The organism is Bosea sp. OAE506 (assembly GCF_040546595.1).
Taxonomy (GTDB): Bacteria; Pseudomonadota; Alphaproteobacteria; order Rhizobiales; family Beijerinckiaceae; genus Allobosea.
In genome coordinates, this window is sequence record NZ_JBEPOB010000001.1 from 3,604,765 (window position 1) to 3,627,199 (window position 22,435).

The 22,435-nt window shown below is 67.9% G+C and carries 22 protein-coding genes and 2 pseudogenes; 5 read left to right on the forward strand and 19 right to left on the reverse strand.

Annotated features, from left to right (window positions below; translation table 11 throughout):
• On the forward strand, positions 1 to 204 hold the full coding sequence (locus tag ABIE41_RS17500; protein ID WP_192641576.1) for a hypothetical protein: 204 nt from the start codon (positions 1 to 3) through the stop codon (positions 202 to 204).
• A 49-nt stretch (positions 205 to 253) separates the two neighbouring features.
• Here the strand turns inward: ABIE41_RS17500 and ABIE41_RS17505 are convergent, their stop codons facing one another.
• Both ABIE41_RS17505 and ABIE41_RS17510 read right to left on the reverse strand, forming a co-directional pair.
• Positions 254 to 385, reverse strand: a complete 132-nt coding sequence (locus tag ABIE41_RS17505; RefSeq protein ID WP_354192648.1) for a hypothetical protein — start codon at positions 383 to 385, stop codon at positions 254 to 256.
• Between the two features lie 184 nt (positions 386 to 569).
• On the reverse strand, positions 570 to 1,508 hold the full coding sequence (locus ABIE41_RS17510) for a DUF4131 domain-containing protein (RefSeq protein ID WP_192641577.1): 939 nt from the start codon (positions 1,506 to 1,508) through the stop codon (positions 570 to 572).
• A 194-nt stretch (positions 1,509 to 1,702) separates the two neighbouring features.
• On the opposite strand from ABIE41_RS17510, the gene gltX reads away from it, so the two are divergent.
• From gltX to ABIE41_RS17525, 3 genes are all read left to right on the forward strand, one after another.
• Complete coding sequence (gene gltX, locus ABIE41_RS17515) at positions 1,703 to 3,121, forward strand: glutamate--tRNA ligase (RefSeq protein WP_192641578.1); 1,419 nt, start codon at positions 1,703 to 1,705, stop codon at positions 3,119 to 3,121.
• A gap of 276 nt (positions 3,122 to 3,397) precedes the next feature.
• A complete protein-coding gene (gene gltA, locus ABIE41_RS17520; protein ID WP_192641579.1) occupies positions 3,398 to 4,687 on the forward strand; it encodes a citrate synthase in 1,290 nt (429 codons plus the stop codon).
• A 146-nt stretch (positions 4,688 to 4,833) separates the two neighbouring features.
• Positions 4,834 to 5,823 carry a tripartite tricarboxylate transporter substrate binding protein gene (locus ABIE41_RS17525; RefSeq protein WP_192641580.1) on the forward strand — a complete coding sequence of 330 codons (990 nt, stop codon included), beginning with the start codon at positions 4,834 to 4,836 and terminating at the stop codon, positions 5,821 to 5,823.
• Positions 5,824 to 5,826: 3 nt separating this feature from the next.
• Here the strand turns inward: ABIE41_RS17525 and ABIE41_RS17530 are convergent, their stop codons facing one another.
• The 17 genes and pseudogenes from ABIE41_RS17530 to ABIE41_RS17610 form a co-directional block, all read right to left on the reverse strand.
• On the reverse strand, positions 5,827 to 6,189 hold the full coding sequence (locus ABIE41_RS17530; RefSeq protein WP_354192651.1) for a glycosyltransferase family protein: 363 nt from the start codon (positions 6,187 to 6,189) through the stop codon (positions 5,827 to 5,829).
• Positions 6,190 to 6,358: 169 nt separating this feature from the next.
• A pseudogene (locus ABIE41_RS17535) lies at positions 6,359 to 7,024 on the reverse strand (lipid-A-disaccharide synthase); the annotation flags it as partial.
• Entirely contained in the window at positions 7,021 to 7,455 is a 435-nt protein-coding gene (gene lpxI / locus ABIE41_RS17540; RefSeq protein WP_354192653.1) for an LpxI family protein, read from the reverse strand. The gene lpxI and the pseudogene ABIE41_RS17535, both read right to left, overlap by 4 nt.
• 12 nt (positions 7,456 to 7,467) lie before the next feature.
• A pseudogene (locus ABIE41_RS17545) lies at positions 7,468 to 7,704 on the reverse strand (DUF1009 domain-containing protein); the annotation flags it as partial.
• Complete coding sequence (locus tag ABIE41_RS17550) at positions 7,700 to 7,885, reverse strand: hypothetical protein (RefSeq protein ID WP_354192655.1); 186 nt, start codon at positions 7,883 to 7,885, stop codon at positions 7,700 to 7,702. The gene ABIE41_RS17550 and the pseudogene ABIE41_RS17545, both read right to left, overlap by 5 nt.
• Complete coding sequence (gene lpxA, locus ABIE41_RS17555; RefSeq protein WP_192641583.1) at positions 7,882 to 8,691, reverse strand: acyl-ACP--UDP-N-acetylglucosamine O-acyltransferase; 810 nt, start codon at positions 8,689 to 8,691, stop codon at positions 7,882 to 7,884. Before lpxA ends, ABIE41_RS17550 begins: the two co-directional genes overlap by 4 nt.
• Positions 8,692 to 8,737: 46 nt before the next feature.
• Positions 8,738 to 9,196 carry a 3-hydroxyacyl-ACP dehydratase FabZ gene (gene fabZ, locus ABIE41_RS17560; RefSeq protein ID WP_192641584.1) on the reverse strand — a complete coding sequence of 153 codons (459 nt, stop codon included), beginning with the start codon at positions 9,194 to 9,196 and terminating at the stop codon, positions 8,738 to 8,740.
• A gap of 99 nt (positions 9,197 to 9,295) precedes the next feature.
• Complete coding sequence (gene lpxD, locus ABIE41_RS17565) at positions 9,296 to 10,351, reverse strand: UDP-3-O-(3-hydroxymyristoyl)glucosamine N-acyltransferase (protein WP_192641585.1); 1,056 nt, start codon at positions 10,349 to 10,351, stop codon at positions 9,296 to 9,298.
• A 40-nt stretch (positions 10,352 to 10,391) separates the two neighbouring features.
• On the reverse strand, positions 10,392 to 12,914 hold the full coding sequence (gene bamA, locus ABIE41_RS17570) for an outer membrane protein assembly factor BamA (protein WP_192641586.1): 2,523 nt from the start codon (positions 12,912 to 12,914) through the stop codon (positions 10,392 to 10,394).
• 369 nt (positions 12,915 to 13,283) lie between these two features.
• Positions 13,284 to 14,435, reverse strand: coding sequence for an RIP metalloprotease RseP (gene rseP, locus ABIE41_RS17575; RefSeq protein ID WP_192641587.1), 1,152 nt, complete (start codon positions 14,433 to 14,435; stop codon positions 13,284 to 13,286).
• A gap of 22 nt (positions 14,436 to 14,457) precedes the next feature.
• On the reverse strand, positions 14,458 to 15,636 hold the full coding sequence (dxr, locus tag ABIE41_RS17580; protein WP_192641588.1) for a 1-deoxy-D-xylulose-5-phosphate reductoisomerase: 1,179 nt from the start codon (positions 15,634 to 15,636) through the stop codon (positions 14,458 to 14,460).
• Between the two features lie 13 nt (positions 15,637 to 15,649).
• Complete coding sequence (locus ABIE41_RS17585; RefSeq protein ID WP_192641589.1) at positions 15,650 to 16,477, reverse strand: phosphatidate cytidylyltransferase; 828 nt, start codon at positions 16,475 to 16,477, stop codon at positions 15,650 to 15,652.
• Positions 16,474 to 17,232: an isoprenyl transferase gene (locus ABIE41_RS17590; RefSeq protein WP_192641590.1), complete on the reverse strand. Its 759-nt coding sequence runs from the start codon at positions 17,230 to 17,232 to the stop codon at positions 16,474 to 16,476. Before ABIE41_RS17590 ends, ABIE41_RS17585 begins: the two co-directional genes overlap by 4 nt.
• A gap of 59 nt (positions 17,233 to 17,291) precedes the next feature.
• Complete coding sequence (gene frr, locus ABIE41_RS17595; RefSeq protein ID WP_192641591.1) at positions 17,292 to 17,855, reverse strand: ribosome recycling factor; 564 nt, start codon at positions 17,853 to 17,855, stop codon at positions 17,292 to 17,294.
• Positions 17,856 to 18,014: 159 nt separating this feature from the next.
• Positions 18,015 to 18,722, reverse strand: coding sequence for a UMP kinase (pyrH, locus tag ABIE41_RS17600; protein ID WP_192641592.1), 708 nt, complete (start codon positions 18,720 to 18,722; stop codon positions 18,015 to 18,017).
• Between the two features lie 166 nt (positions 18,723 to 18,888).
• Positions 18,889 to 19,812, reverse strand: a complete 924-nt coding sequence (gene tsf / locus ABIE41_RS17605; protein WP_192641593.1) for a translation elongation factor Ts — start codon at positions 19,810 to 19,812, stop codon at positions 18,889 to 18,891.
• Between the two features lie 186 nt (positions 19,813 to 19,998).
• Positions 19,999 to 21,009, reverse strand: coding sequence for a 30S ribosomal protein S2 (locus tag ABIE41_RS17610; RefSeq protein ID WP_192641594.1), 1,011 nt, complete (start codon positions 21,007 to 21,009; stop codon positions 19,999 to 20,001).
• A 259-nt stretch (positions 21,010 to 21,268) separates the two neighbouring features.
• Between ABIE41_RS17610 and ABIE41_RS17615 the strand changes: the two genes are divergently transcribed.
• Positions 21,269 to 22,435: a GGDEF domain-containing protein gene (locus tag ABIE41_RS17615; RefSeq protein ID WP_192641595.1), complete on the forward strand. Its 1,167-nt coding sequence runs from the start codon at positions 21,269 to 21,271 to the stop codon at positions 22,433 to 22,435.

Sequence of the window (22,435 nt, forward strand, 5' to 3'; positions counted from 1 at the left end):
TTGGTCTGGCCGCTGTTCGACCTCGCAGGCAAGACCGGCTATTCGCTCAACACGCACTGGGAGAATTCGGCCAGACACGAGTATCGCGAGTTCGCGGCGGCGGCAGTCAACATCAAGATCGCGAACGCAGCCTTTCAGAGCCGGCTTGAAGGTCCGACCGGACTGCAAAGTTCAGCTAGTGCAAGGATCGCAGATCATGCGTGAGAGGAAGAGAGGTCGAAATGGAAAAAGACGCCCTTGCGGGCGTCTTCCATCAGTCTTCAATTTGAACAGGCTCGTCTTCCTCGTCGATATAGACGAGATATGAGTTTTCAAGTTCACGCTCAACAACGAACAGCTTGCCGATCTTTCCGATATCGGACTTGGGGACTTCGATCAAACGCATAAAATATCTCTTTGAGGAATGAAGCATCGCAATATGACGCTGAACATCGATAGCGAATCTGAAATCCCAAAGTCGATATCTTTTTCGGTGCCTATAATGAGGCCTTGTTTCCCGCTTGCCCCAAAAATCTCGCGAGGGTAGATACCGGTGAAACCGCCATCTTATCATAATGTTAGATAGGATTTTACGGTTGCCGGCATATGCTATCGCACATGACGATGTGGTAGATGCCCGCGGCGCGCAGATCCGCATTGGTGGTTTCGGTGATCAGCCCGCGCTTGCCGGTGACGAGGGCGGCCGCCATCGCCCCCGCCTGCCCGCCGGCGACCGAGGCGATCCGCTGGGTCAGGGCGTTGCGGGCGCCGTCGATCGCCGCCGCCAACCGCAGGTCCCAGTCGGGCGGATGCGGCGGCGGGCTGAGCGCAATCTTGCCCGCGATGCTGCCCACGGCGCCGATGCCGCGGAAAAAGGCGTCGCGCCCGAAATCATAGCCGCCTGGCCGGGCCGGGCCTGGCGGCGGCAGCAGGCGCGCCACGGCCGCGACATGGTCCCCGGGCGCCACGGTCCCGGACCGGATGTTGACGCGCACACGCTTCGGCCAGAGCGGCCGTTCGAGCCCGGCGATGCCGGTCACGCGGATGACGAGCCGGGCGCCGGCATCGCGCGCCTCGACCGATTCCACGAAGCCTGAGACCTGGCCGACGCGCGGCCGCTCCAGCAGGGGCGCAGCGATCGTCGCGGTGCGCCAGGCCGCCGCGGCAAAACCGGCGAAGGCAGCCGCCAGCCCGAGACAGAGCCAGGCCAGGCGCGGGCGGCTGCGCAGCAGCATCGCGGCCGCGGCGGCGAGCGTGACGCCCGTCAGCGGCGCCCAGAGCGCCGGTTCGGCATCGGCTGCGAAATAGAGCAGGATGCCGATGCCCATCGCCACCGGCAGCCAGAGGAAGAGCCGGCGCCGCTCGGCCTCGCGCGACAAGGTGGCCGACACGGCGTTGCGCAGGTCGGCGATCGCCAGGCCGAGGCGGACACCGCCGAAACGACCGGTCGGACGGCGCCATGGCAGGACAGCCGCAAGCGCCCCGCGCCGCGGCACCCGCTCCCCCTGCCCTGACGGCGCCGGCGTCATGGCCTGCCCCCATCCTGCGCCGGCGCGACAGGGCTTGCATCTGGCCCTTAACGGCGGCGGTCCCCCCATGTTACAGGGGCCGCGCCGGATGTCATTTCTGGCTTCGGCGCGTGCTGCGACAGCGGGCGCCGCTTCGTCCTCCCGCCCCTCATCGGGTCCCTGTCGCGAGGGGCCTGCCGGAGCCTTTGTTGTCCATGAGCGATGCCGTCGTCACGCGCTTTGCGCCCTCGCCCACCGGCTTCCTGCATATCGGCGGCGGGCGTACGGCGTTGTTCAACTGGCTCTATGCCCGCCGCACTGGCGGCAAGATGCTGCTGCGTATCGAGGACACCGACCGCGAGCGTTCGACGGACTCAGCGATCACGGCGATCCTCGACGGGCTGAAATGGCTGGGCCTCGATTGGGATGGCGAGACCGTCTATCAGTTCGCCCGCGCCGAGCGGCATCGCGAGGTGGCGCACCAGATGCTCGCCAGCGGCCATGCCTATCGCTGCTATGCGACGCCGGCCGAACTGGACGAGATGCGCGAGCAGGCCAAGGCTGCCGGCAAGCCGATGCGCTATGACGGGCGCTGGCGCGACCGCGATCCCGCCACCGCGCCAGAGGGCGTCAAGCCGGTGATCCGCCTGCGCGCGCCGCAGACGGGCGAGACGGTGGTGGAGGACGAGGTTCAGGGCCGCGTCGTCTGGCAGAACGAGAACCTCGACGACCTCGTGCTGCTGCGCTCGGACGGCAACCCGACCTATATGCTCGCCGTGGTCGTGGACGACCATGACATGGGGGTGACCCATGTCATCCGCGGCGACGACCACCTGACCAATGCCGCGCGCCAGACGCAGATCTACCAGTCGCTGGGCTGGAAGGTCCCGAGCATGTCGCATATCCCGCTGATCCACGGGCCGGATGGCGCCAAGCTGTCGAAGCGCCACGGGGCCCTCGGCGTCGATGCCTATCGGGAGATGGGCTATCTGCCGGTCGCGCTGCGCAACTATCTGCTGCGGCTGGGCTGGAGCCATGGCGACCAGGAGATCTTCTCGACGCAGGAGATGATCGAGCTGTTCGACCTCGGCTCGATCGGCCGCTCGGCGGCGCGCTTCGACTTCGCCAAGCTCGAGAGCCTGAACGGGCTCTATATGCGCCAGTCCTCCGACCGCGACCTGCTCGACGCTCTGAAGGTGATCCTGCCCGAGATCGGGCCGCCGCGCGGGTTGGGCCCCACGCTCTCGCCGGAACTAGAGCAGCGCTTCCTGGCCGCGATGCCGGGGCTGAAGGAGCGCGCCAAGACGCTCGTCGAGCTGCTCGACAGCGCCTATTACCTGTATGCGGCGCGCCCGCTGCAGCTCGACGCCAAGGCGGCGGCGCTGCTCGACGAGGCCGGCCGGCAGCGCCTGCCGGGCCTCGCGCAGACGCTGGCGGCGATCAACGACTGGTCGGTCGAGGCGCTGGAGGCCGCCGTGCGCGGCTATGCGGAGGCGAATGGGCTCAAGCTCGGGCAGGCGGCGCAGCCGCTGCGCGCCGCGCTGACGGGTCGCGCCATGTCGCCCGGACTGTTCGACGTGATGGCGGTGCTGGGCCGCGAGGAAACCCTTGCGCGTCTCGCTGACCAGAGCTGAGCAAAACGCGGTCCCGACCGTCTTTCGGCTCGGTTGAACCGGGTCTGCAAATGGTCTAGTGACGCCGGACATGGCCACTGCGGCGCGTGCCGGAGCGGGCATAAATATTGCTTGAAAATCAGTCGGATGAACCGCCCTGCCCACCTGCCTGCGCCCGCGCCGACACGACAGCGTCATGTCGGTTCGATCTGACGAAGGACAGGCCTCATGGACAACCGTGAACGGACCGAGCGCGACGACGCCTGAAAAGCAGCGAGCCTGAAAGGATCGGTATCGATGAGCGGAACCACCAGCCAGCTTCAGGTCGACGGCAAGACCGTCGATATGGCGATCAAGACGGGTTCGATCGGCCCGTCCGTCATCGACATCGGCAAGCTCTACGCCCAGACGGGCATGTTCACCTACGACCCCGGCTTCACCTCGACGGCCGCTTGCGAGTCGCAGATCACCTATATCGACGGCGACGAGGGCGTGCTGCTCTATCGGGGTTACCCGATCGAGCAGCTCGCCGAGCATGGCGACTTCCTCGAGACCTGCTACCTGCTGCTGGAAGGCGAACTGCCGACCGCCGCGCAGAAGGCCGATTTCGACTATCGCGTGACGCGCCACACCATGGTGCACGAGCAGATGGCCCGCTTCTTCCAGGGCTTCCGCCGCGACGCGCATCCGATGGCGGTCATGGTCGGCTCGATCGGCGCGATGTCGGCCTTCTACCACGACTCGACCGACATCTCGGACCCGCATCAGCGCATGGTCGCCTCGATGCGGATGATCGCGAAGATGCCGACGCTCGCGGCGATGGCCTACAAGTACACGGTCGGCCAGCCCTTCGTGTATCCGCTGAACTCGCTCGACTATGCCTCGAACTTCCTGCGCATGTGCTTTGCGGTCCCGGCCGAGGAGTACAAGGTCAATCCGGTGATGGCGCGCGCGCTCGACCGGATCTTCATCCTGCATGCCGACCACGAGCAGAACGCCTCGACCTCGACCGTCCGTCTCGCGGGCTCCTCGGGCGCCAACCCCTTCGCCTGCATCGCGGCCGGCACGGCCTGCCTCTGGGGCCCCGCCCATGGCGGCGCCAACGAAGCGGCGCTGAAGATGCTCGAGGAAATCGGCTCGGTCGAGAACATCCCGAAATTCATCGCCAAGGCGAAGGACAAGAACGATCCCTTCCGCCTGATGGGCTTCGGCCACCGGGTCTACAAGAACTACGACCCGCGCGCCAAGATCATGCAGAAGACCACGCATGAGGTGCTCAACGAGCTCGGCATCAAGGACGATCCGCTGCTCGACGTCGCCATCGAGCTCGAGCGGATCGCGCTCTCGGACAGCTACTTCATCGAGAAGAAGCTCTATCCGAACATCGACTTCTATTCGGGCATCACCCTCAAGGCGATGGGCTTCCCGACCTCGATGTTCACGGCGCTGTTTGCGCTGGCGCGCACCGTCGGCTGGATCGCGCAGTGGAAGGAGATGATCGAGGATCCGTCCCAGCGTATCGGTCGCCCGCGCCAGCTCTATACGGGCTCGCCGCTGCGCGAATACACGCCGATCGGCCGGCGCTGAGCCGTAGCTCGTCGACAACGATCCCCGAAAGGGCGCGACGGCTTGCCGTCGCGCCCTTTATTGTTTCAGATGATTGATATCGCGACCGGCGATGACGCACCGCGCCGACCCGCTACACTCGAAACAACCTTCCGGAGGAACAGCTTTTGTCCCACTCGCATGATCTCTCCCGGCGCGGCTTCATCGCCGGTGCTTCGGCCCTGACCCTGGCCGGCGGCCAGGCGCAGGCCCAGGCTGCCTTCCCCACCCGCCCGATCAACCTGATCGTTCCCTTCGCCGCCGGCGGCTCGACCGACATCGTCGCGCGTCTTGTCGGCCAGAAGATGGGCGAGCTGCTCGGCCAGTCGGTCGTGATCGAGAACCGGGCCGGTGCCGGCGGCAATGTCGGCTCCACCGCGGTCGCCCGCGCGACACCGGACGGCTACTCGATCCTGATGGGCACGATCTCGACCCATGCGCTGAACCCGGCGATCCTGAAGACCGTCACCTTCGACCCGGTGAAGGATTTCACCCCGATCTCGCTGCTGGCGGTGGTGCCGAACGTCATGGTCGTGCATCCGAGCTTCCCGGCCAAGACGGTCCAGGAGGTCATCGCGGTGCTGAAGGCCGAGCCCGGCAAGTACTCGTATGCGTCGTCCGGCGTCGGCACGCCGCTGCATCTCTCGGGCGAGCTGTTCAAGTCGATCGGCGGCGTCCAGATGAACCACGTGCCCTATCGCGGCGCCGGTCCGGCCTTGAACGACGTCGTCGCGGGCGCGGTGCCGATCATGTTCGACAACCTGCCCTCCTCCGCACAGTTCATCCGCAGCGGCCAGCTGCGCGCGATCGGCGTGACGACCAAGGACCGCGTCGCGTCCTTCCCGGATCTGCCGACGATCGCCGAGGGTGGGCTCGCGGGCTACGAGACCTACACCTGGAACGCGCTGTTCGGACCGGCGAAGCTGCCGGCCGACATCGTCGCGAAGCTCAACAAGGCCGCCAACGACGCGCTCAAGGACGCCAACGTCAAGCAGCGGCTCAACGACGTCAGCGCCGAGATCGTCGGCTCGACGCCGGAGGCTCTGGGCGAGCACGTCAAGATCGAGGTGGCGAAGTGGTTCCCGATCGCCAAGGCCTCGGGCGCCGCGCTCGAGTGAGCCTCAGGCGCCGCGCGGGCCGCCCGGCCCGCCGGCCCGGCTCATGACCAGCGCCAGCGCGGCCTCGACCGCGTTGGCGGCAGGGCTCGCGCCGGCCGAGCGCATGATCGTCTCGACCTCGGCGAAGCCCGCGAGTTGCCGCTCCCGCCCGGGCCCCTCGGCGAGCGCTGCCTCAAGCTGATCGGCCAGGGTCTGCGCCGTCGCGTCGTCCTGAATGAACTCCGGCACAACACTGCGGCCGAGGATCAGATTGGGCAGAATCACGCTCGGCAGCTTGATCAATCGCCGCGCGATGGCTGCCTCCCAGCCTGCCCCGCGATAGGCGGCCACCGTCGGGACCTGCGCAAGCGCCAGTTCGAGCGTCACGGTTCCCGACGCCGCCAGCGCCGCGCGCGCATTGCGGAACGCGGCGAGTTTTCTCGACCTCGCCCAGCACGATCTCCGGCTGTCGGGCCCAGCCCGCCACCGCCTGCGCGATCTCGTCCTTGAGATGCGGCACGGCAGGCAGAACGAAGCGAGCGCCGGGCCACTTCTCCGCGATGCGGGCGATCGCCTGCCCGAAAACCGGCATGAGGTGGCGGATTTCCGAGCGCCGGCTACCGGGCAGAACCAGCACGACGGGAGACGCGAGATCAGCCCGCCGCGCGGCCTCGGCAGCATCCGGCCGCAGATCGGACAGCCGCTCGATCAAGGGGTGGCCGACATAGATCGTCGGAGGACCGTGAAGCCGCTCCAGCGCCGCCGGCTCGAAGGGAAGCAGCGCGAGGATCCGGTCGATATGGGGCCGCATGCGCCGCGCCCGGCCCGAACGCCAGGCCCAGACGCTGGGGCAGACCCAATGGGCGATCGCGATGTCGGGCGCGCGGGCACGAACCTTCTTGGCCACGCGCAGGCCGAAATCGGGCGCGTCGATGGTCAGCAGGAGATCCGGCGCAAAACGCGCGATGCCGCGCGCGGCATCTTCCATCCGGCGCAGCAGCAATGGCAGGCGCGCAACGACGGGGCCAAAGCCCATCACGGCGATGTCGGCCTGCGGAAACAGCGGAGTCAGCCCGGCGGCGATCAGCGCTTCGCCGCCGACACCCGTGACGATGACCTCGCGCGGCGCCAGCCTCTGGCGCAGGGTCTCGAGGAAACGCAGCGCCAGCGCATCGCCCGAGGCCTCGCCGGCGACGATGGCGAGCCGGAACGGGCTCGTCATGGCACGCCCTCGACGAAGAGCCCCGCCTGGTCGGCCAGCCGTCCGAGCCCCTCCGCATCGCCGACGAGGACGCGACCGGCGCGCAGGCCGATGCCTGACAGGCCGGCCTGCGTGACGTTGCGCAGCGTCTGAGGGCCGATCGCCGGCATATCCACGCGCAGATCCTGCCCGTCCTTGGGTGCCTTCACCAGGACGCCGTCGCCCTTGGCGATGCGCAGGCGCCCAGAGGCCACCATCTCGGCGACCCGGCGGATCATGGCGTCGGTGCCCTCCGCGCCTTCGATGGCGATGACGCGATGGTCGGCGAGGATCGCCGCCTGCCCGACATCGAAGGGCGAGAGCGCGGCCAGCAATTCGAAGCCGCGCGCGATCAGCGCCTTCTGCTCCGGGGATGTCGTTCGGCGGCCGAGCGCGCCCGCGGGTGCCGTCATAGCCGGGGCAATCTCGGCCGGCCCGTGCACGGCGAAGCCTTGGCCTTCGAAGAAGCCGACGACGCCGCGCAGCAGATGGTCGTCGCCGCCACGGAAGGCACGGGCGAAATGCGGCAGGTATTTCAGCGTCGAGGCCTCGGGCCGCAGCGACGAGAAGCTCGGCCGGGGCAGGCTCCCGATCAGGACGAGGTCGCTGACCTGCCGACGGCGCAGCTCTTCGAGGAGGCGGCCGAGCTGGCCCAGCCTATAGACCTGGAGTTCGGCTGCGCCGAAAGCAGCGGGACTCGGCGGCGCCGTCCAAGGCGGCCACGAAGACGGAACGACCCTGCTGCGCCGCCAGCGCAGCGAGACGCGGCGGGAAATCCCCGGCGCCGGCGATGATCGCGAGCGGGCCGCGCGTCGCCGGCGTGACGGCCGGACCGGCGCTCACCGATCGGGCGCGTTGACGTCGTGCGGCACGCAGATGGCGCGCTCGCCGCCGTTGCGGATGAAGTCGAGGATCTCGTGGATCAGCGGATGCGCCGCGAACTCGCTGGCGACATCCTCGACGCGCTCAGAAAGCGTGCCCTCGTCGGCGAAGAGCAGACGGTAGGCACGGCGCAGCTCGTGGATCTGCTCCCGGGTGAAGCCACGGCGGCGCAACCCGACGAGGTTGAGCCCGGCGAGATGGGCCGGGTTGTCGCGCACGAGGCCGAAGGGGATGACGTCGTGCATCACGCCCGCGCCACCGCCGATGAAGGCGTGATCGCCGACGCGGATGAACTGGTGCAGGCCGGTCCCACCGCCGACGATGACGAAGTTGCCGACCTTCACATGGCCGGCGCACATGACGTTGTTGGAGAAGATGACGTTGTCGCCGATCGACGTGTCGTGGGCGACATGCGAATTGGCTAGGAAGAAGCAACGGTCGCCGACCGTCGTCTTCATGCCGCCCCCCTCGGTGCCGGGGTTCATCGTCACGCCTTCGCGAATCAGGCAGTCGATGCCGATGGTTAGCGTCGAGGGCTCACCCTTGTACTTCACATCCTGCGGCGGATGGCCGATCGAGGCAAAGGGATAGATCTTGGTCCGCGCTCCCACGGTCGTGCGGCCGGAAATCGCGACATGGCTGATTAGCTCGACGCCCTCCTCGAGAACGACGTCGGCGCCAACCGTGCAGAACGGGCCGACAGTAACGCCGGCCGCGATCTTCGCGGCGGGGTCGACGACCGACATGGGATGAATCGTTGCGCTCATGACCTGACACTCACGGCCGCGGCCGTCCTGCTCTCGCGGACCTTCATCAGACGACCATCGCCGAGAGATCGGCCTCGGCAACCAGCGTGCCTTCGACGCGCGCCTCGCCGCGGTAGAAGTAGATGTTGCGCTTGCGGGCGACCTTGGTGAGGTGGAAGCGCAGCGTGTCCCCGGGCCCGACGGGCTTGCGGAACTTGGCGTTGTCGATGGTCGTAAAGAGAACGCTGCGGACGGCCGCATCGTCGCTGCCGCGGGCATTGACCACGAGGACGCCGGCGGTCTGCGCCATCGCCTCGATCATCAGTACGCCGGGGAATACCGGCCGATCAGGGAAATGCCCGGTGAACTGCGGCTCGTTGATCGTCACGTTCTTAATGCCGACACCGGACTCGTCGCCATTGATCTCCACGACGCGGTCGACCAGCAGGAACGGGTATCGATGCGGAATGCAGGCCATGATCCTCTGGATGTCGGCCACACCCAGCGTCGTCGTCGCCTCGGTCATCGTCTCGTGTCTCCCGCGCGGAGCCCGCTCCGCCTCACCGGTTGCTTCTAGCCGCCAGACGCGGCGAGGCCAACAGCCGGGCCGCGCCGAAACGCCGCCTCAGCCCTGGGATCTGCCCTTGCTGCGATTGGCGAGCAGGGATTTGAGCAGCGCGCTCTCACGCGCCCAGTTCAGCGCCGGCTGGGCCGGATAGCCGCCATACTTCGCACCACGGGGAACATCGCCCGCGACGCCGCTTTGGGCCGCGATCTGGGCGCCCATCCCGATCGTCAGATGCCCCGCAAGCCCGACCTGGCCGCCGAGCACCACGAAATCCTCCAGCGTCGACGATCCGGCGATGCCAACCTGAGAGACGATGACGCAATGGCGACCGACGACGACGTTGTGGCCGATCTGGACGAGATTATCGATCTTGGTGCCCTCGCCGATCACCGTGTCGCGGCTGGCGCCCCGGTCGATGCAGGTGTTGGCACCGATCTCGACGTCGTCCTGGATGATGACGCGGCCGATCTGTGGCACCTTCATGTGGCCCTTGGGGCTCATGGCGAAGCCGAAACCGTCCTGGCCGATGCGGACGCCGGGATGGATGATGACGCGGTTGCCGACCAGCGTCGCCTGCAACGTGGCTCCGGCGCCGATCGAGCAGTTGCGGCCGATGCGGACATGCGGGCCGATGACGGCATGCGAAGCGACGACGGTGTCCGCCCCGATCTCGGCGCCAGGGCCAACGACGGCGCCGGGATCGACGGTGACGCCTGCTTCGAGAACCGCCGTGGCATGAACGAAGGCGCCAGGCGCGACGCCCTGGGAGCCGAAGACCGAACTGGGCTTCAGCGCGGCGGGAAAGAAGCGCGCGAGCACGCGCGCAAAGGCGTGATAGGGCGCCGGCGAGACCAGCGCCGTGGTTCCGGCGGGAACCCGCTCCGCAAAGCGCGGCGAGACCAGGCAGAGCCCGGCCGAGGTGGCCGCCAGCGCGTCGGTGTATTTCGGGTTGTCCATATAGGCGACGTCGGACGGGCCGGCGTGCTCGAGCGCCGCGGCGCCCGTCACGCGGCGTGACGCGTCGACGCCTTCGGGAAGCGTGAGCCCCGAAATGGAAGCGACCTCGCCGAAGTCGAGCGAGGTCGCGGCCGGGAAGAATTGGGGTTCTGACATCGGGTGTGTCCGGAGCGGGGTGCGGAGGCACCCCGCTTCGTCAGAAGCGGGTGCCGCCCGAGAAGCGGAAGGCCTGAGTGCGGTCGCCGCCGTACTTCGCGGTGACGGCCTGGCCGTTGATGATCGCCGTGCCGAACTGGCCGTCATCCTTCGACAGCGCGTAGGCGTAGTCGAAGCGGATCGGGCCGAGCGGCGACTGCCAGAGCAAGCTGACGCCGACCGAGGAGCGGATGACGTTCTTGTCACGCACGCAGGCGATGTTCGTCTGGGCCGACTGGCCCTGAGACAGAGCAACGTTGAACTGCCGCGCCGAAGACCCTGCCGGGCAGGCCGCAGACGCAACCGCGTTGCCGCCATCATAGTTGAACAGCGTACCGGCGTCGGCGAAGACCGCGCCGCGCAGGCCGAGATCGCGCGGCAGACCCCAAATCGGGAACTGCACTTCGAGCGAACCACCGAAATAGCTGGTTCCGCCGAGCGCGTTCGCGGTCGGATCGTTCAGCACGTCGCGCGGACCTATGCCGGAGGGCGCGAAGCCGCGCACCAGGGTCGGTCCGAGGAAGTAGTGATCGATCATGCGGAGATTGCCGCTCGTCGCCTGGACGTGACCACCCTGGACACGGGCAAAGCCGACCACGTCGTCGAAGATTTCCTTGTAGTAACGCGCATCGGCCGAGACGCGCAGGAACTTCGAGTCGCCGCCCACACCGGCGAACTCGGGCTTGACCTCCGCAATGAAGCCATTTCGCGGGGTCTGGTTGCTGTCGAGCGAGTTGTAGTTAAAGCCAAGACCGACCAGCGAGGTCAACGTGGTGCCCTGAGCTTCCTTGACCGCAACCGTCGCTTCGCCGTTGGTCAGGCAGTTGATCGTCTGGCTGACTGCGATCGCTCGAGCCGTGCCGGGCGTGACGCCCGCGATCGGAAGCGTACAATCGTTGTACGGCCGGGTCGTGGTGTTCGGGATCTCGATCTCGGTCTGGTAGATCGAGTAGCGCGGCGTGATCGAGAACTCTTCCGTGATCGGGAAGGTCAGGCGGACGGTACCGCCGGTGACGCGGCTCTCGAAGCGGCCGGTGTTGTAGTTGTCGCTGAACTTCGAGAACAGGTCGAAGCCGGCAGCGATACGACGGCCGAGGAAATAGGGCTCGGTGAAGGAGAAGTCGACGCCCTGGGTGCGCTGGCCGAGTGTGCCCGCGATGCGGACGAACTGGCCGCGGCCGAGGAAGTTGGACTCCGACAGAGCGACTTCGCCGATGATGCCGTCCGAGGTCGAATAGCCGCCCGAGATCGAGAACGAACCGGTGGCCTTGTCCTCCACTTCGATGTTCACGACCACACGATCGGGCGCGGAGCCCGGCTCGTTGGTGATGCGCACCTTGTTGAAGAAGCCGAGATTGTTCAGGCGACGCTCGGCGCGGTCGACCATCACCTTGTTGTAGGCGTCGCCCTCGCCGAGATCGAGCTCGCGGCGGACGACATAGTCACGCGTACGGGTGTTGCCGCGCACATTGATGCGCTCGACATAAACCCGCGGGCCCTCGTCGACGACATAGGTGATGCCGATCAGGCGGCCGGCCGAATCGCGGTCGCCGCGGGGACGAACCTGCGCGAAGGGATGACCGCGACGGGAAACCTCGGTGGTCAGGTTTACGAGCGTCCGCTCGACGGCCTCGGCGTTGTAGGTGTCGCCGACCGAAGTGACGACATAGCTCTGCAGCGCAGCGGAATCGAGCTCACGCAGGCTCGAATCGACGGCGACGTTGCCGACCTTGTACTGCGGACCTTCGGAGACGGCGATGTCGATGACCCAGCCGCCGGACGTCTCGTCGAAGCGCGCGGTGTTGCTGACGATCTGGAAGTCGGCATAGCCGTTCTTCAGATAGAAGCGACGCACCAGCTCGAGGTCCGAGGCGATCCGCTCGGGATCATAGACGTCCGAGGTCTTGATCCAGCTCAGGAAGTTCGACTCGGTCGTGGTCATCAGGCCGCGCAGGCGGCCGTCCGAATAGATCTGGTTGCCGTCGAAATTGATCGACTTGACGCCGGTCTTGCCGCTCTCGTTGATCGTGAAGACGACGTCCGAACGGCCGTTCGGCAGCGGCGCGATGCGCCCGCTCACCGAGGACAGGCCGTAGCCGGCGCGACGATAGACTTCCTTCAGGCGGGCGACGTCGGCGTCGATGAGCTGCTGGCTCATCGGGCCGCCGGCCTTCGACTGGACCTGCTGCAGCAGGACTTCGCTCTTCAGACGGCGATTGCCCTCGAAGGCGACGCGGTTGATCGAGTCGCTCTCCCGCACGGAGATGACGGTCTGGGAGCCGCGGCGGCTCACCTGGACGTTGCTGAACAGGCCCGTGGCCAGAAGGCTCTCGCGGATCGACTCCGGCGCGCTCTGCCCCGACGCATAGGAGCGGATCGTCTCCGCGTCGACGCGCCTGTTGCCCTGGACAATCACGGCCTGCGCGAACACCACGCCACCGCTCACGGCCACCATGAAGGCCGAAAGTCCGACTGATCGAGAGAGCCGCGTTCTGATGGACCGGCTCTTTTGGGTCGACGTCATCGGGTCGCCTATTCCATTTCTCAGGTCACCACCCCGTATCCGGGGGCACCCACCCGACAGGGGGGCGCATGGAGACATTGCAGTCCATTCGCTTCTACAAAGTTTCCCGCAGGGTGCAAACCGGCATTGTCGTTAACAAAATATTTTCGAAGCGCTCGTTGCTTGGAGGTCACGCGCATCGCCGCGATTTCGCCGCAAACCGCCCTCGAAACCGGGTTTGGCCGGCGCCCCGTATGAGCTGGGGACAGCGCCGAGATTCCGCACCTGCGCCGCGCGACGGCTCGAAAGCCGCTCAAATCGTTAAGCGCCGAGAAAGAGACACCCCGCCGGGCACGCCTTCCACCGGCTCGTCCCCGCCGCCAGCGCCCGCTAGAGCAGCGAGCGCACGTGCAGCAGGTCGTTCCAGGTCACAAAGAGCATCAGCATCAGCACGAGGCCGAGGCCCAGACGAAAGCCGATTTCCTGGGCGCGGTCACTCAAGGGCCGGCCGCGCACGGCCTCGATCGCGTAGAAAACGAGATGGCCACCATCGAGCATCGGCACGGGGAAGAGGTTCATCAGCCCGATCGAGACCGAAAGGATGGCGGCGAGGTTGATCAGCCCCATCAGGCCGGAGTTGTGGGCCACGACACCCGAGACCTGCGCGATCCGAATCGGACCGGAGAGCTGGTCGACCGATTCCCGCCCGCTCACGAGCTTCGCGAGATAATCATAGGTGCGCTCGACCACGTACCAGGTCTCGCTCACACCGACCTGCGCCGATTCGAGCAGGCCATAATGCTGGGTCTTCCAGTCGCTCTGCTGGCGCGAGGCTTGGATGCCGACGACGCCGAGGCGCTGCTTGCCGAGCGGCGTGTTCTGTTCGACCAGCGCCGGTGTGACGGGCAGCGTGACGAGGCCGCCGGCGCGGTCGATCACGATGGACAGCGTCTCGTTGGGTCGGGCCGAGATCAGGCGCTGCATCTCGGCGAAGCTGGTGACCGAGCGCCCGTCGATCGAGACCACGAGATCGCCCGAGCGCAGCCCGGCGCGCTCGGCGGCGCTGCCGGCGACGACCTGGTCGACGCGCGGGGCCAGGACCGGCTTGCCGAAGGCATAGACGGTGGCGCCGAAGATCAGGATCGCGAGGAGAAAATTGGCAACAGGGCCGGCGGCGACGATCGCCGCCCGCTCGCCGATCGACTGGGCGGGGAAGGAGCGCGCACGCTCTTCCGGCGTCATCGTGCGCAACTCGGCGGAATCAGTGCCCGCGGAGGCCGCATCGGCATCGCCGGAGAACTTCACATAGCCGCCGAGCGGGATCAGCGCGAAGCGCCAGCGCGTGCCGCGCCGATCGTTGAAGCCGAACAGCTCCCGCCCGAAGCCGATCGAGAAGACCTTGACGTCGACCCCGCACCAGCGGGCGACGAGGAAATGGCCGAGTTCGTGGACGAAGACGACGAGCGTCAGAACGAACAGGAATGGGACGATATAGCTCAGCAGGGAGCCGCTGCCGTTCCAGAGGGTCGTGACGAATTCCATCTCAAGCTCCTGCTGCCCGCCCCTAGGTGACAGCGAAGGGCGGTCGCGACAAGAGCGCCCGCGCGCGGTTTCTCGCCTCATGGTCAATGGCGAGCGCCTCCGCCACATCAGCCGGCGCCGGCCGCGCGGCCTCCGAGGTGGCGCAGACCGCCTCGACCAGAGCGGCGATGCCAGGAAAGGCGATGCGGCCCTCCAGATAGGCGGCGACGGCGACCTCGTTGGCTGCGTTCAGCACGGCCGGCATCGCGCCCCCGGCGGCGAGCGCGGCCATGGCATGTCCCAGCGCAGGGAAGCGGACGAGATCGGGCCGCTCGAAGGTCAGTGGCGCCGAGATCGCGAGATCGAGAAAACGCGCGGGCGGTGCATCGAGCCGGCCGTCGATCCCCAGGCAATGGGCGGCGGCGACGCGCATATCCGGCAAAGCCATGCCGGCGCTGACCGAACCGTCGCGGAAGGTGACGAGGCCGTGGACGAGTTGCTGCGGGTGGACCAGCACCTCGAGCTGGTCGGGTCTCAGGCCAAAGAGGAAGCAGGCCTCGATCAGTTCGAGCCCCTTGTTCATCATGCTGGCCGAGTCGATCGAGATCTTGGCGCCCATCGCATAGTTGGGGTGGGCCAGAGCCTCCTCCGGCCGGGCCGCCGCGATCCGCTCGGCGCTCCAGGTCCGGAACGGGCCGCCGGAAGCCGTCAGCGTCATGCTGCGGATCGCGGAGATCGGCTCGGCCCCCAGCACCTGATGGAGGGCGTTGTGCTCCGAATCGAGCGGGAGGATGCGCGCACCGACCGCAGCGGCCCGCGCCATCACGGCCGCCCCCGCACAGACCAGGCTCTCCTTGTTGGCCAGTGCGACGACACGGCCAGGCGTCAACGCCGCAAAGGTGGCTTGCAGCCCCGCCGCACCGGAGATTGCGCTGACGACGATGTCGCTGTCGCGCGCGACCGCCTCCAGCACCGCCGAAAGACCCGCGGCCGAAGCGATGCCGGTCCCGGCCAGCGCCTCGGCCAGGGCCGGGCCCGCCTCCGCATCGGCCAGGGCGGCGAAAGAGGCTCCCGTCTCGACTGCGACGCGGGCCAGGGCCTCGACATCGCGCCCGGCGACGACAGCCCCGATCCGCAGCCGCTCCGGATTTTCTGCGACGACGGCGCGGGTCGACCGCCCGATGGACCCGGTCGCTCCGAGAAGCGTGACGGTGCGAAGCATGCGCTGATCCGCGTCAGAGATGGGCGAGGAAGAGGACGAGGCCGGCGAAGACCAGCACGGCCCAGTAACCGTCGAGGCGGTCGAGGAAACCGCCATGGCCGGGAATGAGCCGGCTCGAATCCTTGGCGCCGAAGCGGCGCTTCAGGGCGGATTCGAAGAGGTCGCCCATTTGGCTGAAGATCGAGGCCGCCAGCGATCCGGCGATGACCGCTGCGGGCCCGACGATCTGCTGGGCTGCGGGCGTCAGCGCCCAGACGGCATAGCCGCAGAGTGTCCCCGCGATCGCGCCGCCGATGGCGCCGGACCAGGTCTTGCCCGGGCTGACGCTCGGCATGAGCTTCGGCCCGCCGAGGCGCCGGCCGGTGAAATAAGCGGCGATGTCGGTCAACCAGACGACGGCGAAGCTCCAGATCAGAAGCGAGAGGCCGATCTCCGGCTGAGCCCGCAAGGCGGGAGCGACCAGGGCGAAGGCCAGCGCATAAGCGACGCCGCAGAGCTCCAGCGGCAGCCGCCCGCGCATCCGCGGTGTCAGGACGGCGCCGGCGAGAGCAGCGAGCGATGCGACGCCCGCCAGCGCCGGCTGGCTCACGGGCGCGAAGCCGAGCAGCAGGCCGGCGAACACGACGCCGACTGCGGCAGCGATCGCATGGTCGCGGGTGGCGGCGATCGAAAGCCACTCATAAGCAACGAGACCGGCAACGAGGGTCCAGACGATCCGGAAGGGCCAGCCGCCCCAGGCGGTAACCAGCAGCACCACGGCCGCCAGCACCAGCGCGGAGATGATCCTGAGCCGCAATTCGCCCTGGCCGGATCGAGGCTGACCGGCGGCGGGGCCTGTCATGCCGCGCCCACCGAGCGGTCGACCGGCTCACCCAGCCCACCGAAGCGGCGCTCGCGACGGCCATATTCCGCCAGGGCCTCCTCGAAGGCGGCCCGGTCGAAATCGGGCCAGAGGACCGGAGTGAAGACGAATTCGGCATAGGCCGCCTGCCAGAGCAGGAAGTTCGAGATGCGCGTCTCGCCGGAGGTGCGGATCACCAGTTCGGGGTCAGGCAGACCAGCCGTGTCGAGCCGCGCCGAGAGGCTGGCTTCGTCGATGGTCGCCGGGTCGAGGCGCCCCGCCGCTGCCTCCGCCGCCAGCCGGCGCGCCGCGCGCACCAGCTCGTCGCGCGCGCCATAATTGAAGGCGACGACCAGCGTCATGCGGCTGTTGTCGCGGGTGACTGCCTCGGCGTGCTCGACGAGCCGGCGCAGATCGGGCTTGAGGTCGTCGCGACCGCCGATGATCCTGACGCGCACGCCGGCGGCGTGGAGTTCGCCGAGGTCCTTCTCGACGAAACGGCGCAGCAGGCCGAGCAGGAAGGAGACTTCGGTGGCGGGGCGGCGCCAGTTCTCGGTGGAGAAACTGTAGAGCGTCAGGATGCGGACGCCGAGATCGCCGGCGTTGCGCACCGCGGCACGCAGCGCCTCGAGCCCGCGCCGGTGGCCCTCCTGCCGCAGCAGCCCGCGCATCTGCGCCCAGCGGCCATTGCCGTCCATGATGATGGCGACATGGGCGGGAGGGGCGGAGCGACCCGGGCGCTGGCCTGCTGACATTCTGGATAAGCCTCGTTCGGCCTTGCGCCGGGTGGAATGGCGCCTGAGCGCCGACAGCGTCAGACGCTGAGGATTTCCTTCTCCTTGGTCGCCAGCGCCTGGTCGATCTCCGCGATGTGCTGATCGGTCGCCTTCTGCACCTGGTCGGACTGGCGCGTCACGTCGTCCTTGGTGAAGGCGCCCTCCTTCTCGACCTTCTTGATGATGTCGATGGCGTCGCGACGGACATGGCGAACCGCGATCTTGGATTCCTCGGCATATTTATGCGCGACCTTGACCATCTCCTTGCGGCGCTGCTCGTTCAGCTCGGGGATGCGGATGCGCAGGACCTGCCCTTCCGTCTGCGGGTTGAGGCCGAGATCGGATTCGCGGATCGCCTTCTCGACGGGGCCGACCATGCTGCGGTCCCAGACCTGCACGCTGAGCAGGCGGGCTTCCGGAACGCTGACGGTGGCGAGCTGGGACAGCGGCTGGCGCGCGCCATAGGCCTCGACCTGGATCGGATCGAGCATGTTGGCCGAGGCGCGGCCCGAACGGAGCGAGGCGAGATCGCCCTTGAAGGACTGGAGCGCGCCCTGCATGCGGCGCTTCACGTCGGCGAGATCGAATGTCGTCTGGGCCATCGTCATCTAGACCTTGAACTGGTGCATCGCCGGGGAGAAGGGCGGCCCTGCCGCCGGCGGCGATGCGAGATCGATTATGCGTTGCCGGGCATTTCTGAAACCCGGCGCGACCATGGCGGCGAGGCCGTCCAGGGTCAAGAACATCGTGACACGAAGCGGTTACGGCGTGACATAGGTCGCGCGGCCCTCGCCGCGCAGCACCGCGGCGAGCATGCCCGACTCCGCGATCGAGAACACGACGATGGTGAGGCCGGCATCGCGCGCCAGGGCAAAGGCGGCCGTGTCCATGACCTTGAGGTCACGGCTGATCGCCTCGGCATGGGTCAGCGTGTCGTAGCGGGTCGCCGCCGGGTCCTTCTTCGGATCGGCCGAATAGACGCCGTCGACCTGCGTCGCCTTGAGGAGATGGCTGCAGCCGAGCTCGGCCGCGCGCAAAGCGGCGCCGGTATCGGTCGTGAAATAGGGGTTACCGGTGCCGCCGCCCAGCACCACGACCTTGCCGTTGGTGAGGTGGTCGAGCGCGCGCTTGCGGGCATAGCTCTCGCAGAGCGAGGGCATCGGCACCGCCGACATGGCCCGCGCCGGGGCGCCGGCGCTCTCGATCGCGTGTTCGAGGGCGAGCGCATTCATCACCGTGCCGAGCATGCCGATCGAGTCCGCGCTGGTGCGGTCGAGGCCCTTGGTGAGGCCCTGGACGCCACGGAAGAAGTTGCCGCCGCCGACGACGATGGCGATCTCGACGCCCTCGCGCGAGGCATGGGCGATGTCGGCGGCGAGCGCCGTGAGCGTGGCTCCGTCGAGGCCCGAACCGGCCTGCCCGGCCAATGCTTCTCCGGAGAGCTTTACGAGAACGCGCTGTGGCCGCATCGGATCGTCTCCGTTCTTGTCGTTGCCGGCTGTTCCATCGCGCCGGGGGCGAGGTGCCGGTCCGCGCCGATGCGCGGAGTGGCCCGCGATTCGCGCGCCGCACCCCTTCCTACAGAAAAGGCCGCGCGATGCGCGGCCTTTTCATGCGTCGTCAGAGCGGAGACGGTCAGCCCGTGGTGCCACCGGCGGCGGCCACCTCGGCGGCGAAGTCCTGCTCTTCCTTCTCGATGCCCTCGCCCAGCGCGTAGCGGGCGAAGCCCGTCAGCTTCACCGGCGCGCCGACCTTGCCCTCGATCTCCTTGAGAACCTGGCCGACCGACTTCGACCCATCATGGATGTAGGCCTGCTCGAGCAGGCAGTATTCCTTGGCGTAGCTCTTGAGCCCGCTCTCGGTGATCTTCTCGAGCACATGAGCCGGCTTGCCGGCGTTCTTCTCGGCGAGGATCGCCTTCTCGCGCTCGAGCACTTCCGGAGCGACCGAGGCCAGGTCGAGCGCGACGGGGTTGGTCGCCGCGACATGCATGGCGAGCTGGCGGCCCAGAGCGGCGAGCTCGTCGGCCTTGCCGGTCGACTCGAGTGCGACCATGACACCGATCTTGCCGAGGCCGTCGGCGACCGCGCCGTGGACATAGGTTCCGATCACGCCGGCCGAGACCTTGAGCTGCGCGACGCGGCGCAGGTTCATGTTCTCGCCGATGGTGGCGATCGCGTTGGCGATGGCATCCTTGACCGTGCCGCCACCCGGATAGTGATGGGCCAGCACCGCCTCGGCCTCACCGCCCCGCTCCAGCGCGACATTGGCGATGCCATGGGCGAGGCCCTGGAATTCGAGGTTGCGGGCCACGAAGTCGGTCTCGGAGTTGAGCTCGATGACGACGCCGTTGTGACCCGACACCGCCACCGCGACCAGACCTTCGGCGGCGACGCGGTCGGCCTTCTTGGCGGCCTTGGCGAGGCCCTTGGTGCGCAGCCAGTCGATCGCTGCCTCGATGTCGCCATCGACAGCCGAGAGCGCGGTCTTGCAGTCCATCATTCCCGCGCCGGTCTTGTCGCGGAGTTCCTTCACCAGTGCGGCGGTGATCGCGGCCATTGTCGTTCTTCCTTGTCTGTCGTGCGGCACCGGACGGCGGCAGCCGCTGAGTCAGCCCGGCCAGCCCGTTATGGGGCAACGCCGACGCCCCGTTTCCGGTCGTCGGCGCTGGTCGGCATTCGTCTTGGTCTCTTCAGCAGCCGGATTGCGACGCGCCGATGACGCGCCGCCTCCGGCCATCCGGTCTCAGGCGTCGGCGAGCTCGCGCGCCTGGGCGACCCAGCCCTCGCGGTCGATCTTGCCACCGAGCTTCAGGTCGTGGTCGAGCTTGCTGACATCGGCCGGCGAAGCGGCGGCGAGCTGCCAGAAGTGGAAGACGCCACCGTCGTTGAGCTTCTGCACGGCGTCCGGACCGGCGCCCGAGAGCTTGGTCAGGTCGTCCGGCGCGCCGCGCGGCGCGGTCAGGAGCTCGAAGGGAACGCCCGCATCGGCGGCGGCCGGCTCGGCCAGCGCTTCCTCGATGATCACGGGAGCCTCGGAGGCACCGATATCCACGCCCTGATCGCCCGAGGCGCGGGAGATGCCGTCGATCGCCGAGCGCGCGACGAGGTCGCAATAGAGCTGGATGGCGCGGCCGGCGTCGTCATTGGCCGGGACCGGGAAGGTGATGCCGTCCGGATCCGAGTTCGAGTCGATGATGGCGGCGACCGGGATGCCGAGGCGCTGGGCCTCCTTGATCGCGAGCGCTTCCTTGTTGGTATCGATCACGAAGATCATGTCGGGCGTGCCGCCCATGTCCTTGATGCCGCCGAGCGCCTTCTCGAGCTTGTCGCGCTCGCGGGCGAGCATCAGGCGCTCCTTCTTGGTGAGGCCGGTACCGCCGCCGCTGAGCAGCTCATCGACCTTGCGCAAGCGCTGGATCGAGGCCGAGATGGTCTTCCAGTTGGTCAGCATGCCGCCGAGCCAGCGGGAGTTGACGTAGTACTGGGCCGAACGCTTGGCCGCATCGGCGATGGCGTCCTGCGCCTGGCGCTTGGTGCCGACGAAGAGCACACGGCCGCCGCGGGCGACGGTGTCCGACACCGCCTGCAGGGCGCGCGAGAGCATCGGCACCGACTGCGACAGGTCGAGAATGTGGATGTTGTTGCGCGTGCCGAAGATGTAGGGCGACATCTTCGGGTTCCAGCGGTGAGACTGGTGGCCGAAATGCGCACCGGCTTCGAGGAGCTGGCGCATAGAGAAATCGGGCAGAGCCATGGTCTGTATCGTCCTTCCGGTTGAGCCTCTGGGGTGCGAATGAACCGAGCATGAGCTGCAAGGTCACCGGAACGCTTCGGGAGTGAAGCGGTGCTCCCCATGTGGGATGGGCTGCGCCATACAGGGGAAGCGCCCCGAATGCAAGGCGCCCGCACCCGCAAAAGCGATCGCGCCCCGCAAGAGCCGCGCGAACGCGAAAGATGGAAGACCGTTCGCCGTCCTTACGCTAGAGAAGTCGGAGCCTGACCGGACCCTGCCTGTGCCTCTCGACCTGCGAACCATCTACGCGGTGGCCGCCGCCACCTCGATCATCCTCGGCCTGCTGCAGCTGAGCGCCTTCGCGACCGGGCGTTTCGGCCGCTGGCCGCTCTGGTGGGGGCTGAGCAGCCTGCTGATCGGCACCGGCATCGTTCTCGCCGTCCTGCGCGGATCGCTGCCGGACGCGATCTCGATGGGCCTCGCCAACACGCTCGCCTGGGCGGGCTATCTCCTCGTCCTCGTCAGCGTCCGCAGCTTTGCCGGATTGCGGACGAAGCCGTCTCACTATCTGGTCGCGGTCATTGCCCCGATGAGCCTGCTGATGTGGTGGATCGAGCCGGGCGGCTTTCCGCGGCGCGCGGCGCTGGTCGCGCTGCTCTGGGCCTGCTGCGACGCCGCGGTGACGCGGGAGGGCTTTCGGCTTGCGACGCGGGGCGGGCTGCGCTCGGCCTGGATTCTGGTCGCGCTGTTCCTGCCCACGAGCATCCTCTTCGTCATCCGCGCCGTCCTGGCATGGAACGGGCATTTCGGCGAGGAACTGTTTCCGGCTCAGCCGGTGCCGATGCACTGGACCGCTGTGGGCGCCGCAGCGCTCGTCCTCGCCCGCGGCAATGCCCTGTTGCTGCTGGCGGCGGAGCGCAGTGCCAGCCAGCTCGCAGCGCTGGCCCAGCACGACCCGCTGACGGGCGCCAAGAATCGCAGCGGGCTCGAACGCGCAGTGGCCGCCCTCGCCCGCGACGGCGACCTGCCGCGACGGGCTGCGCTGCTGCTGATCGACATCGACCACTTCAAGAGGCTGAACGATACGCATGGCCATGCGGCAGGCGACGAGATCCTGCGGCTCTTCGCCGATGTTGCCCGCAGCCAGCTGCGCGACGGCGACGTGATCGCGCGCCATGGCGGCGACGAGTTCGTGGTGATGCTTCCGGGGCTTGGCCTGCAGGAGGGCGTGCGCGTGGCCGAGCGGCTGCGGCAGGCCTTCGCCGGCGCGCTCGCCGCGCGGCCGGACCTGCCGAGCGCGCCGACGCTGAGCATCGGCGTCACCGAGGGCGATGCCACCTCCCAGCCGCTCGACCAGCTGCTGCAGGATGCCGATGGCGCGCTCTACCGCTCGAAGCGTCTGGGCCGCGACCGCGTGCAGTCGCGGCAGGACGAACAGGTGGGCTGA